Origin of the sequence: Nocardia sp. NPDC087230, assembly GCF_044744725.1 — a bacterium.
Classification (GTDB): Bacteria; Actinomycetota; Actinomycetes; order Mycobacteriales; family Mycobacteriaceae; genus Nocardia; species Nocardia canadensis.
This window is the reverse complement of record NZ_JBIUYV010000005.1, coordinates 202,333-213,974: the sequence shown is the minus strand read 5'-3', so window position 1 is coordinate 213,974 and position 11,642 is coordinate 202,333. Positions and strand designations below refer to the sequence as shown.

Sequence of the window (11,642 nt, the reverse complement as noted above, 5' to 3'; positions counted from 1 at the left end):
GATGGACGAGCGCGAGAACCTCCCCGAACCGACGCCCGAGCCCGGGATCCCCACCGACCTGGTCGGGTTGGCGCGCATCGCGGGACTGTCGTTGCGCCACATCGTCGGCGCGGTCACCAGGGGAGCGCTGCACACCGCCACCGATCTCGCCGACGATATCCGTGCCGGTGAGCCGATGTCGCAGATCATCGACGAACGGATCGACTCGCTGCGCAAGATCGCGCTCAGCGCGCTCGGTCTCACCAGCACCGCCGCCGGCGTGTACGGGCACGTCGAATCCGGTGTCGGCGCCGAGGATCTCAAGGCCATGGGCGACGCGATGATCACCGAGGGCTGGGATTCGGCGCAGCAGCCCCGCGACCTGCATCCCTCGTTCGTGCCGATCCTGCACGACCTGACCCCCGACGAAGCCCGCATCCTGCGGTTCCTGGCCGTCGCCGGTCCGCAACCGGCGATCGACATCCGCACCAAGGCGCCGTTCGGGATCGGCTCGCAGCGCCTGGCCGACGGCATCAACATGATCGCCTCCATGGCCGGGTGCGCGCTGCCCGAACGCGATCACCACTATCTGGGCAATCTCAGCAGGCTGGGGTTGGTGCGGTTCTCCACCGAACCGGTCGCCGACTTCCGCCGGTACGCGTTCCTGGAAGCCCAGCCCAGCGCGCAGGCCGCCTACAAGTCGGTGAAGATGCGGGCGATCAGCTCCTACCGCAGCATCTACCTGACGGTGTTCGGCAAGCAGTTCTGCGACGCGTGTTTCGTGCTCGGCGACTACACCGGGGGCGGCTGGGCCAGCGACGATCGCGGTGACGTCTATCTGGGCAAGGGCCCCCGGCTGCCGTGAACCGCGTCAGTCCTTGCCGCGCAACGCGTCCAGCACGCCGGCGAACATCACCGATTTGATCGCGGTCAGCGTCGGCTGGTCCTTGCCGCCGAACGGGGCGACGGTCGCCAGGGCGGTGTCGAGGACCTCGTGCTCACCGACGGCCGCGTCGACCAGGTCGTAGGCCAGCGCGTCGGTGCCGCCGAAGCGGCGCCCGGTGGTCATGGCGGCGATCGCGGTCCTGGGCGGGACCTTGGCCTGGATCAGCGCGGCCATGCCGTTGGTGAACGGGATGCGGATGTCGGCCTCGGGGAAGCAGAAGAAGCCGCGATCGGCGCGCATGACGCGGTAGTCGTGGGCGACGGCGAGCATGGCACCCGCCCCGAAGGCATGGCCGCCGATGGCGGCGGCGGTCGGCATCGGCAGGGTGAGCATCCGGCCGAACAGGGTGTGCACGGCTTCGACGTATTCGGCGGCGCGATCGCCGTTGGCCGACAACCAGTCCAGGTCAAGCCCGTTGGAGTAGATCTTGCCGGTCGCGGTGGTCACCAGCGCCGCGGCGCCCTCGGTGACGACAGTGTCGAGATGGGCGTGGACCTCGGTGATGAAGTCGGGGGAGAAGCGGTTCTCCCCGTCGCCGAGGTCGAGGATCGCGATCGCGTCGTGGTGGCGCAGGGTGGGCATGGAGGGGGTTCCTTTCAGCGGGGGCCGAGTTCGAGCACGGCACGGACAGCGGCGCGCAGGTGTCTGCGGGCCACGGGATCGGTGAGCCGGTCACGCCGCAGCAGCAGCGCGGTCGGCAGGTCGACCAGGCAGGTGGTGACGGTGGCGACGCCGCGCCGGTCGGCGCGGCCCCACAGTGCTCGCGCGACCCGTGACAGCGCGGTCAGCAGCGCTTTCTCGGTGTCGGCGATCTCGCGGGCCAGCTCGGCGGGCAGGTCGCCGTCGAGGAGTTCGGCCCGGTCGACGAGCAGCAGCAGCCGGGCCGAGTCGGGGTGGACGTCGGCCAGGCGGGCCGGTGTCTCGGCGGCGTCGACGACCGCGTCGATCCGCGCGCCCGGGTCGGTGGCCGCGACGGCGCGGTCGATGTCGGTGGCCTGCAGCGCCAGGAAGCGGCGAGCGGCGCGTAACCAGGTGCGCGCCAGCACTTCCTGGCGAGAACCGAAGGTGTGGTACAGCGCGCCGTTGGACACACCGGTCGCGGCGGCGACGGCGCGCACGGTCACCGCGGCGGAACCGGCGCGCGCGGCGAGGTTCTCGGCGGCGTCCAGCACGGTCTCCGGGTCGTGAGTTCGCGGTCTCGGCATGAACAATAGTTTACAGAGCGTCTGCTCTGTTATTCCATTCGGGTGCACTTGTCACCTGGTAGTGCACGGATTTTGTTCCAGCGCTTGATATTTCGATCTCATTTTCGACGATTCCGCCACAGCATAGACTTCGTTACGCTCGCGCGAGCCCTCGTTACGATCGGGTACTGTTCGCATTCTTCGGTCCTGTCCGCACGAACAGATCGGCATCGCGATGTCCCGAGTCGTCACCAAGGAGCAGTACTTCGACACCGCCGTGGCGGTGCTCGCCGAGTTCGGCTTCAAAGGTCTCAACATCGGTGTGCTGTGCCGTCGCCTCGGTGTCACCAGCGGCTCGTTCTACCACCACTTCGGATCGTGGCAGGGATTCGTCGACACCCTGCTCGAGCACTGGGAGAACCGGCAGATGATCGAGCTACGCGCGCTCGATGTCGGCCACGGCGATCCCGACGCCGATGTGCGCGCCATGTCGGCGCTGGCCGGCGGCCTCGAACACGGCGCCGAGGCGGCGCTGCGCGCCTGGGCGGCCAACGACGAGTCGGTCCACGTGACGGTCAAGCGCGTCGACGAATCCCGCCGCCGCACCGTGCATCGCGTGATCGACAGTGTCGTCGGCGACCCGGCCACCGCCACGGTGGTCACCGAATTCGGCATGGCGATGCTGATCGGCTACCAGCAACTCGCCGCCACCGGCGAACCCACCGAACTCGACCAGCTGCTCGCCGAGTACGCGCGGCTGATCTACTCGCACCGGCCTCAGCCGAGCAACTCGTCGACGTAGCACCAGCGCCACACCTCGCCGGGCTCGACGCTGCGCATCACCGGATGCGCCGAGGACTGGAAATGCGCGCTCGCGTGGTTGCCCAGCGACGACTCGCAGCAGGCGATGTTGCCGCAGTCGGTGCACATCCGCAGATGCACCCAGCGCAGACCTTCGGCGACGCACTCCCGGCACACCAGGTCACCGACCGGCTCCCGCAGCAGCGGCGCGTGTTCGAGATGGGTACAGCCGTCGGCGGGCGCGGCCCCGGACAGCGGTTCGGTGCCCGGCTCCTCGTCGGCCTCGTCGAAGCGGTCGATCATCGATTCCTCGAGATCCAGGCGCGCGAGAACATGCTGCAGCACTTCGTAATCCACCGAACCGGCGTCGCGGACGGCCAGCACCGCGTCGCGTTCGGCGGCCAGCATCGCCAGCCGTAGCCGCCGGTACTCCGCCGTGGGCGTCACCAGTTCGGCCTCGGGCCTGCCCAGACGTTCCCACGCCGCGTTGGTGCGCCAGATCAGCCGCTGCCGCAGCGATTCGATCACCGGTTCCGGGGTGTTCGGGCCGATCCGCTTGTCCAGCTCGGCCAGCCCCGCACTCGACGCCTGTTGCAGCAGATCGGCTTTGGCGAGCGCGTCCTCGGCGCGGCTGGGCCCCCGCAGCCGCAGCAGGCGCACCAGCCACGGCAGGGATGTGCCCTGCACCAGCAGAGTGCCGCCCACGACCACCAGCGCCAGCAGTTCCAGCACCGGCAGCTGCGGGGTCGATTCGGGCAGCAGCAGCACCGCGGCCAGGGTCACCACCCCGCGCATGCCCGCCCAGGACACCACCGCGGCGTGGCTCAGCGGCTCGGTCGCGCGCCCGAACAACCGCGCCACCAGCACCGGCGTGAACACCCAGAGCGGACGAGCCAGCATCACCGCGGCCAGCACCGCCACCGCCGCGATCAGCAGCGTGCGACGGTCGAGACCGCTGTGCCAGGCAGCCTCGACGATCCAGCGCACCTGCAGGCCGATGATCAGGAAGACCGCGCTCTCCAGGATGAACTGGATGGTCCGCCAATTCGTCGACTCGGCGACGCGCGAGGCCGCGCCCTGCCAGCGTTGCGCGCCGTGGCCGAGGATCATCCCGCACGTCACCACCGCGATCACGCCCGAGGCGTGGAAGTGTTCGGCGGGCAGATACGCCACGAACGGCGCGAGTAGCGACACCGAGGTGTCGAGTACGGGGTCCGTGATCCGCTTGCGCAGCAGCACCAGTGCCGCCGCGACGATCCCGCCGACCACACCGCCACCGACGGCGGCGAGCAGGAAGTCCCCGCCGATCTGCCACACCGTCACCGCGCCCGCCATCGCGGCGATCGCGCCGCGCAGCGACACCAGCGCCGTCGCGTCGTTGAACAGCGATTCGTCCTCGAGGACGGTCACGATGCTGCGCGGCATGCCGGTGCGGCGGGCGATCGCCGTGGCGGCCACGGCGTCCGGGGGCGCGACCACCGCACCGAGCGCGACCGCGGCCGCGAACGGGATCGGCAGCAGCCACCAGGCCACCAGCGCCACCGCGAACGTACTGAACAGCACCAACCCGACCGACAGCGATGCGATGGTGCGCAAATTGTCCTTGAAGTCGACCAGCGAGGTCCGCAGCGCCGCGGTGTAGAGCAGCGGCGGCAGCAGCCCCAGCAGCACCACCTCGGGCTCGAGATGCACCTGCGGCACCATCGGCAGATAGGACGCGGCGACGCCGGCGACCGTCAGCACGAGGGGTTCGGACACCCCGAACCGCCGCGCCAGCGCCGCGAGCGCGGTCGCCGAGCCGACGAGTACTACCAGACCGATCGCCACATGCACGACCAGCATTCTTCCATCGCGGCCACACCGGCGACGGCCGCGGCGCCACGGCCGGACTCAGCCGACCTGCTCGGCACCCCCGAGATGGGCGACCTCGCCCCACACCCGCAGGCTCAGCCGAGTGCCCTCCCGGCGCCACTGCGACACCGACGCGTTCGGGACCGGCTCGAGGGTGTCCGGCACCGGGGTACCCATGCCCTCGAGGATGTAGCGCATCGACATCACCACCGCGTCGTGGGTGACCACCAGCACCTGCTCACCCGCCGCGACCACGTCCAGCTCGTCGAGAAAACTGCGCACCCGCAGGGCGACATCGGCCAGCGACTCGCCACCGGGCGGCCGGTAGACCCAGTTGCCGACCCGGGCGCGCCGGGCCGCTTCCTCGGGGGAGCGGCGCCGGATCGCCTTGTACGGATGCAGTTCGAACACCCCCATCTCGCGATCGCGCAGCCGCTCGTCGACCAGGGTGCGGATGGGGCGCAGATGCCGATTGCGGGTGACGGCGGCCTCAGCCATCACCGCCCAGGTGAGCCGGGTCCGCAGATAGGGGGAGCAGACCACCAGGTCGGGCCGCTGCACACCGGCCAGACCGGCCAGCCACTCGCCCAGGCACTGCGCCTGCCAGCGCCCCAGCTCGGTCAGCTCGACTTCGGCGTCGGTGCCGCGCATCGGACGCAATTCGGTCGCCGGGTCGGCGTACCAGGCGTTGGCCACGCTCTGGGCGTGCCGCACGGCCCACAGTCCTGCCAGCGCGCGCGGCACCGTCAATCCTTCGGGCACCTGCACCCACCCCCTCCGCTGTTCGAACCCCATCGATGTCCTTCGTGCTCGTCCTGTCGTGCCCGGACGCGCCAGGGAATAGCGGCTTCGTCGCCGACGTTGCACCCCGAGAATTTGAACGCCTGTCCAGATATTTTCGGCGGATCGCCGCCGGATTTCGTGTGCCGGAGGAGGCCCGCTTGACCACCAGAGTAGAGATCTGGACCGACATCAACTGCCCGTTCTGCTACCTCGGGAAGGCGCGCTTCGAGCAGGCGCTGGCCGAGTTCGACCATCGCGACGACGTCGAGGTCGTGCACCGGTCCTTCGAACTCGATCCCGCCCTGCCCGCCGACGAGACCGGACCGGTGATCCCGCGCATCGCCGCCAAGTACGGCATCAGCGTCGACCAGGCCGCCGCCAACGAGCGCAACATCGGCGCCCAGGCCGCCCAGCTCGGCCTGCCCTACCAGACCTCCGGTCGCGACTACGGCAACAGCTCCGACATGCACCGGCTGCTGCACTTCGCCCTCGACCAGGGCAAGCAGGACGCGCTGCTCGACGCCCTGTACGCCGCCAACTTCGCCGAAGCCGAGCCGGTCTTCGCCGACACCGAGCGCCTCGTCACCCTTGCGGTCCGCGCCGGCCTCGCCGAGACGGCCGTGCGCGAGGTCCTGGCCGACCCGCGGGCCTACGCCGACGCCGTCCGCCAAGACGAACGCGAAGCCGCCCAGCTCGGCGCCACCGGCGTGCCGTTCTTCGTCTTCGACAACAAGTACGCCGTCTCCGGCGCCCAGCCCACCGAGGTCTTCACCCAGGCCCTGACCACCGCTTGGAACGACCGTCCGGCACCGCTGGTGCCGGCCACCGACGCCGACGGCGACACCTGCGGCCCGGACGGCTGCGCGATCTGACGGACTACAGGTCGATGACGACCTTGATATCGGTGTGATCACCCGGATCGAACGCCTCGAGCGCGCGCTCCAACGGCAGCCGCCGGGTGATCAACCGGGCCAGCCACGCCGGATCGGCCTTCGCCAGCGACTCCGCGGCCAGCTGGTAGTGGTGCCGGTTGGCGTTGACCGAACCGAACACGACGGCGTTGTCGAGCACGATATTGCGGTTGAGCGCACCCACGTCGACCGGGGAATCCTTGCCCGCCGCCGTCACCCCGGTCAGGCAGACGATCGAGCCCGGAGTGTTGAGCTGCATCAACTGCAAAGTGACCGCCGCCGCGCCCGTCGCCTCGATCACCACGTCCGGATTGATCTTCTCGGCGACCTCCCCGGCGGGCCCGGTATGGAACGTGCCCCCGAGATCGGCCACCAGACCGGGTTTCGGCCCGTCGGTCGATCGGTCGAGCACATGCACATCCAGCCCCCGCTGCGCGCCGAGCATCGCCGCCAACAGGCCGATCGGCCCCGCGCCGGTGACCATCACCGTCTTCGGTTCGAACCAGGCCCGGTTGTTGATCCGCTCGATCTGATCCCACGCCTTGGCCACCACCGTCGTCGGCTCCATCAGCACCCCGACCTCGGCCAGCGACGGATCCAGCTTCACCGTGTAGTCGGCGTCGACGACCCACGCGGTGGAGCCGTACCCGTCGATCTGCTTGATCCCGCGTTCCACGTACTGGCCGTTGCGGCACATGTCGAATTCCCCACGCGCACACGCCCCGCACGGTTGCGGGTCCGGCCTGCGCACGATCCCGACGACGAGATCGCCCGGCGCGAAATCACTTCCGGCCGGCGCGGTCCGTACCTTGCCCAGCGACTCGTGTCCGAGGATCAGCCGTTCCCGACCCGGCGGCGCCCATCCGTACACTCCCGACGCGATTTCGCGATCGGTGCCGCAGATGCCCAGCGAAACCCCGTCCACCAGCAACTCGTTCGGCCTGGCCACCGGATCCGGCACATCCTGCACGCTCAGCGAACCGGGCTGATCTGGAACAACGGTCAAAGCACGCATGTCGCTTTCCCTTCCGCCGCACCGGGCGATGCTGTCGACAAACTTGCACGAGCAACTCGTTCGCGAACCCGCGGAGAATACGCACTACCTGCGCCAACGGTACGGGAAGCGGTTCATCTCCCGCAGTAGCGCGATGATCGCGAATCGCTTGCAATCTCCCCGGACCTGCTGCGACGATCGACGAGAGCAGCCCCGTCGACGTGGGAGGTCACCGTGCGAGCCGTGCAGTACCGAACCCCGGGCGCAGCCCCCGAAGTCGTCACCGTGCCCGACCCCGAACCCGGGCCAGGCCAGATCCTGCTGAAAGTCGCCGCCGCCGGGGTGTGCCACTCCGACATCGCCGTCATGAGCCTGCCCGCCGACCACCTCGGCTTCCCGCTGCCACTGACCCTCGGCCACGAAGGCGCGGGCACCGTCGCCGCGGTCGGCGCCGGCGTGGAAGGTGTCGAGATCGGCGCCATGATGGCGGTGTACGGGCCGTGGGGATGCGGACGGTGCCGCATGTGCACCCGCGGCGCCGAGAACTACTGCCTGCGCGCCGCGGAACTCGGCATCTTCCCGCCCGGCCTCGGTGCCCCCGGCGCGATGTCCGAGTACCTGATCATCGACGACGCCCGCCACCTCGTGCCGATGGGCGAGCTCGATCCCGTCCAGAACGTCTCGCTCACCGACGCCGGACTCACCCCCTACCACGCGATCACGTTGTCGCTGCCCAAGCTAGTGCCCGGCAGCACCACCGTCGTCATCGGCGCCGGCGGCCTCGGCCACGTCGCCATCCAGCTACTGCGGGCCATGACCGCCACCCGCGTCATCGCCCTCGATGTCTCCGAGGACCGGCTCGACCTCGCCCGCCGGGTCGGCGCCCACGACACCGTCCTGTCCGACGCCTCGGCCGCCGAGAAGATCCGCGCCCTCACCGACGGCGAAGGCGCCCAGGTCGTCCTCGACTTCGTCGGGGCGCCGGCCACGACCGCCACCGCCGCCGCCGCGGCGGGCATCGCCGCCGACATCACCGTCGTCGGGCTCGGGGGCGGTACGGTCGCCGTCGGCTTCGGCTCCCCGCCCTACGAGACGACCGTGCGCTCACCGTATTGGGGCACCCGCACCGAACTCATCGAAGTCCTCGAGATCGCCCGCCGTGGCGAGGTGTCGGTCCACGTGGAGACCTTCACCCTCGACGAAGCCCCGCTGGCCTATGAGCGCCTGCACGCGGGACAGATCACCGGACGCGCGGTCATCGTTCCCGACGCCTGAGACGACGACACCGGGTCGGCTACGGTGGAGACCGCTCGCACCGATCGACCGTTTGGCTGCTGGGAGGCGTCTTGCGCATCATCGTCCGGATCCTGCTCGTGCTCGCCGCCCTGGTCTGCGCCGCCGCGCCCGCCCTGGCCACCCCGGCCATCGACGACACCACCGGCCGCAAGATCGACGAACTGCTCGCCGTGCGCGCCGAAGCGGGCGCGATCAGCCGAGCCGAGCTGCTCGCCCGGCTCTCCGGCCACCTGCTCGGCACCCCCTACGGCCCGAACATGCTCATCGGATCGGCCACCGAGCCCGAACAACTCGTCATCGACCTGCGCCGCGTCGACTGCTTCACCTACCTCGACTATCTCGACGCCGCGTCCCGCTCGGCCGATCGCGACCAGTTCGTCGCCAACCTCGTCGCCACCCGCTACGTCGACAGCCGCGTCGAGTTCACCCAGCGCAAGCACTTCTTCACCGACTGGGCGAGCACCGGGCGCATCGCCGCCACCGATATCACCGCCGGTCTGAGTCCCGCCGCGGTCACCGTCACCAAGCACCTCAATGCCACCGCCGACGGCGGCACCTACCTGCCGGGCCTGCCCGTCGTCGACCGCGCGATCACCCACATTCCCGCGGCCGCCGTCGACGGGGCAGTGATGGCCGCACTGCGCACCGGTGACTTCGTCGGCGCCTACACCCCCGACGCCGGCCTCGACGTCACCCACGTCGGCATCATCGTCCAGACCGCCGACGGCCCGATGTTCCGCAACGCCTCCTCGCTGGCCGCCTACCAGGTCGTCGACACCCCGCTGGCCGACTACGTCCGGACCACGCCGGGCATCGTCGTCCTGCGTCCGCTCTGAACACCCCACCGTCACCGAGGAATCCGCCGTGACCACGCTGCCCGACCGCCCCGGCACCGCCCTGCTCGTCGTCGACGTCCAGAACGGCGTCGTCGAAGCGGCGATCCGCCGCGACGAGGTGGTCGCCAACATCGCCGCACTCGTCGACCGGGCTCGCACCGCCTCGGTGCCGGTGATCTGGATCCAGCACTCCGCCGAAGATCTGGTCACCGGGACCGAGGCATGGCAGTACGTCCCCGAACTGACCCGCCGCGACGACGAACCCCTCGTCGCCAAGCGCTACGGCGACTCCTTCGAGGACACGCCCCTCGAAGAGCTGCTCGCCGCGGCCGGTGCCGGGCACCTCGTCGTCACCGGCGCCGAGTCCGACGCGTGCGTCCGCTCCACCATCCACGGCGCGTTCGTGCGCGGCTACGACGTCACCCTCGTCGCCGACGCCCACACCACCTTCGACAAGACCCCCTGGGGCGCACCGCAACCCGCCGAGGTCATCGCCCACACCAACCTCTACTGGCAGTACCAGCGGGCGCCCGGGCGCACCGCCGCCGTCCGCCCGACCGCGGAGCTTGACTTCAGGTCGACCTGAACCGGCACGGTGGTCCCATGACCACCTTCGACCACGCCCGCAGCCTCGGCTACGACCGCCGCGCCACCCGCCTGCTCGGCAGCCTCTACCGGCGCATCGCCACCGACATCGACGCCGCCACCACGCCCGGCGCCACCGTCGCCGACATCGGCACCGGCCCGGGAAAGCTGCTGTCCTGCTTGGCGACCCGACGCCCCGACCTGCGCCTGCACGGCATCGACCTGTCCCCACACATGATCGAGATCGCCCGCCGGCACCTGTCCGCTCACACCGTCGAGCTGGCCGTCGCCGACGTCACCGATCTCCCGTATCCCGACACGAGCATCGACCTCGCCGTATCCAGCCTGAGCATGCACGAATGGCCCGATCTCGACCCCGCCGCCGCCGAGCTGCACCGCATCCTGCGCCCCGGCGCCACCCTCGCCGTCTACGACTTCCGATTCGCCCGTACCGCGGCCGTCCAGGACTCGCTGCGCGCACGATTCGGCACCGTCGAGTCCACCGCGATCCGCCTGCCCTGGCATCCCGTCGCCGTCGTCACCCGCTACCTCGCCACCGCCTAGGCTCGACGGATGACGGGCGAGCACACCACGATCGGCACGGCCGCGGCCCGGTTCGGACTCGCCACCCACGTCCTCCGGCACTGGGAGGACCGCGGGTTGCTCACCCCGGGCCGCGACTCGGCGGGCCGACGCCGCTACCGCGACACCGACCTCGACACCATCGCCATGATCGTCCTGGGCAAGAAGGCCGGACTGTCCCTGGACGACCTGGCCCTCCTGTTCACCCAGGCACCCGACCGGGCCACCCGCAGGCAGGTACTGCACGCCCACCGGGCCCGCCTCGCCGACCAGCTGGCTCGCACCCGCGCCGCCCTCGACGCCGTCACCCACGTCCTCGACTGCGACGCCGAGGACTTCCGCACCTGCCCGCACTTCCGCGACCAGGTCGCCGCCGTCCGATCGCCGAGGGCGGCGCACCCGGCCCTGCTGGGCAACCCTGCCCCGACATGAGACGATCGCGCATGTGACCAGCACGCCGGAGCGGCCCCAGCACCTGCGGGACCTGGCCCTGCTGCGCCGGGTCCGCGACCGCATCGACCGCGAATACGCGCAACCGCTCGACGTCGAGGCGCTCGCGCGCGGCGTGCACATGTCCGCCGGGCACCTCAGCCGCCAGTTCCGCCTCGCCTACGGCGAATCGCCCTACTCGTACCTGATGACCCGCCGCATCGAACGCGCCATGGCCTTGCTGCGCCGCGGCGACCTGAGCGTCACCGAGGTCTGCTTCGCCGTCGGATCGTCGTCACTGGGCACCTTCAGCACCCGCTTCACCGAACTCGTCGGCGTCCCGCCGAGCGTCTACCGGCAGGAGGCGCTGGCGACCCAGGGCATGCCGTCGTGCGTGGTCAAGAAGGTGACCAGACCGATCAGGAATCGAGAAGCGCCGGTCTCCCGCGACAATTAGCGTGGTCG

The 11,642-nt window shown here is 70.3% G+C and carries 14 protein-coding genes; 9 read left to right on the top strand and 5 right to left on the bottom strand.

What is annotated here, in order from left to right; genetic code table 11:
- Window position 1 precedes the first annotated feature (1 nt).
- Window positions 2-844 carry an Abi-alpha family protein gene (locus ACIO52_RS19160; protein ID WP_218720205.1) on the top strand — a complete coding sequence of 281 codons (843 nt, stop codon included), beginning with the start codon at window positions 2-4 and terminating at the stop codon, window positions 842-844.
- Between the two features lie 6 nt (window positions 845-850).
- Here the strand turns inward: ACIO52_RS19160 and ACIO52_RS19155 are convergent, their stop codons facing one another.
- On the bottom strand, window positions 851-1,507 hold the full coding sequence (locus ACIO52_RS19155) for an enoyl-CoA hydratase-related protein (RefSeq protein WP_218720204.1): 657 nt from the start codon (window positions 1,505-1,507) through the stop codon (window positions 851-853).
- Window positions 1,508-1,521: 14 nt separating this feature from the next.
- A complete protein-coding gene (locus ACIO52_RS19150; protein ID WP_316574823.1) occupies window positions 1,522-2,130 on the bottom strand; it encodes a TetR family transcriptional regulator in 609 nt (202 codons plus the stop codon).
- A gap of 214 nt (window positions 2,131-2,344) precedes the next feature.
- Between ACIO52_RS19150 and ACIO52_RS19145 the strand changes: the two genes are divergently transcribed.
- On the top strand, window positions 2,345-2,911 hold the full coding sequence (locus ACIO52_RS19145; protein ID WP_218720202.1) for a TetR/AcrR family transcriptional regulator: 567 nt from the start codon (window positions 2,345-2,347) through the stop codon (window positions 2,909-2,911).
- Here ACIO52_RS19145 and ACIO52_RS19140 read toward each other — a convergent pair.
- Complete coding sequence (locus ACIO52_RS19140) at window positions 2,887-4,752, bottom strand: Na+/H+ antiporter (protein ID WP_316574822.1); 1,866 nt, start codon at window positions 4,750-4,752, stop codon at window positions 2,887-2,889. The two genes, ACIO52_RS19145 and ACIO52_RS19140, sit on opposite strands and share 25 nt — an antisense overlap.
- Window positions 4,753-4,800: 48 nt before the next feature.
- The gene (locus tag ACIO52_RS19135) at window positions 4,801-5,529 is read right to left on the bottom strand and encodes a histidine phosphatase family protein (protein WP_402645453.1); all 729 of its coding nucleotides are present in this window, start codon (window positions 5,527-5,529) and stop codon (window positions 4,801-4,803) included.
- 173 nt (window positions 5,530-5,702) lie between these two features.
- Here ACIO52_RS19135 and ACIO52_RS19130 point away from each other — a divergent pair, with 173 nt between their 5' ends.
- Window positions 5,703-6,416 (top strand): DsbA family oxidoreductase, encoded by a 714-nt coding sequence (locus ACIO52_RS19130; protein WP_402645450.1) that lies wholly within the window; start codon window positions 5,703-5,705, stop codon window positions 6,414-6,416.
- Between the two features lie 4 nt (window positions 6,417-6,420).
- On the opposite strand, the gene ACIO52_RS19125 is transcribed toward ACIO52_RS19130, so the two are convergent.
- Window positions 6,421-7,470, bottom strand: a complete 1,050-nt coding sequence (locus tag ACIO52_RS19125; RefSeq protein WP_402645447.1) for a glucose 1-dehydrogenase — start codon at window positions 7,468-7,470, stop codon at window positions 6,421-6,423.
- Between the two features lie 213 nt (window positions 7,471-7,683).
- On the opposite strand from ACIO52_RS19125, the gene ACIO52_RS19120 reads away from it, so the two are divergent.
- The 6 genes from ACIO52_RS19120 to ACIO52_RS19095 all read left to right on the top strand — a co-directional run bounded on the left by ACIO52_RS19120 (window position 7,684) and on the right by ACIO52_RS19095 (window position 11,634).
- The gene (locus tag ACIO52_RS19120; RefSeq protein ID WP_402645444.1) at window positions 7,684-8,724 is read left to right on the top strand and encodes an NAD(P)-dependent alcohol dehydrogenase; all 1,041 of its coding nucleotides are present in this window, start codon (window positions 7,684-7,686) and stop codon (window positions 8,722-8,724) included.
- 71 nt (window positions 8,725-8,795) lie between these two features.
- Window positions 8,796-9,581 (top strand): N-acetylmuramoyl-L-alanine amidase-like domain-containing protein, encoded by a 786-nt coding sequence (locus ACIO52_RS19115; protein ID WP_218720196.1) that lies wholly within the window; start codon window positions 8,796-8,798, stop codon window positions 9,579-9,581.
- A gap of 28 nt (window positions 9,582-9,609) precedes the next feature.
- Window positions 9,610-10,167: a cysteine hydrolase family protein gene (locus tag ACIO52_RS19110; protein WP_402645441.1), complete on the top strand. Its 558-nt coding sequence runs from the start codon at window positions 9,610-9,612 to the stop codon at window positions 10,165-10,167.
- Between the two features lie 17 nt (window positions 10,168-10,184).
- Window positions 10,185-10,730: a class I SAM-dependent methyltransferase gene (locus ACIO52_RS19105; protein ID WP_316574817.1), complete on the top strand. Its 546-nt coding sequence runs from the start codon at window positions 10,185-10,187 to the stop codon at window positions 10,728-10,730.
- A 9-nt stretch (window positions 10,731-10,739) separates the two neighbouring features.
- Window positions 10,740-11,180: a MerR family transcriptional regulator gene (locus ACIO52_RS19100; RefSeq protein ID WP_402645437.1), complete on the top strand. Its 441-nt coding sequence runs from the start codon at window positions 10,740-10,742 to the stop codon at window positions 11,178-11,180.
- 13 nt (window positions 11,181-11,193) lie between these two features.
- Window positions 11,194-11,634: a helix-turn-helix transcriptional regulator gene (locus ACIO52_RS19095; RefSeq protein ID WP_218720192.1), complete on the top strand. Its 441-nt coding sequence runs from the start codon at window positions 11,194-11,196 to the stop codon at window positions 11,632-11,634.
- Window positions 11,635-11,642: the final 8 nt, after the last annotated feature.

Bases quoted from the DNA above. Each gene is read 5' to 3' on its own strand.
- ACIO52_RS19160 (WP_218720205.1), top strand. From the start codon at position 2: ATGGACGAGCGCGAGAACCTCCCCGAACCGACGCCCGAGCCCGGGATC.
- ACIO52_RS19155 (WP_218720204.1), bottom strand. From the start codon at position 1,507: ATGCCCACCCTGCGCCACCACGACGCGATCGCGATCCTCGACCTCGGC.
- ACIO52_RS19150 (WP_316574823.1), bottom strand. From the start codon at position 2,130: ATGCCGAGACCGCGAACTCACGACCCGGAGACCGTGCTGGACGCCGCC.
- ACIO52_RS19145 (WP_218720202.1), top strand. From the start codon at position 2,345: ATGTCCCGAGTCGTCACCAAGGAGCAGTACTTCGACACCGCCGTGGCG.
- ACIO52_RS19140 (WP_316574822.1), bottom strand. From the start codon at position 4,752: ATGCTGGTCGTGCATGTGGCGATCGGTCTGGTAGTACTCGTCGGCTCG.
- ACIO52_RS19125 (WP_402645447.1), bottom strand. From the start codon at position 7,470: ATGCGTGCTTTGACCGTTGTTCCAGATCAGCCCGGTTCGCTGAGCGTG.
- ACIO52_RS19105 (WP_316574817.1), top strand. From the start codon at position 10,185: ATGACCACCTTCGACCACGCCCGCAGCCTCGGCTACGACCGCCGCGCC.
- ACIO52_RS19100 (WP_402645437.1), top strand. From the start codon at position 10,740: ATGACGGGCGAGCACACCACGATCGGCACGGCCGCGGCCCGGTTCGGA.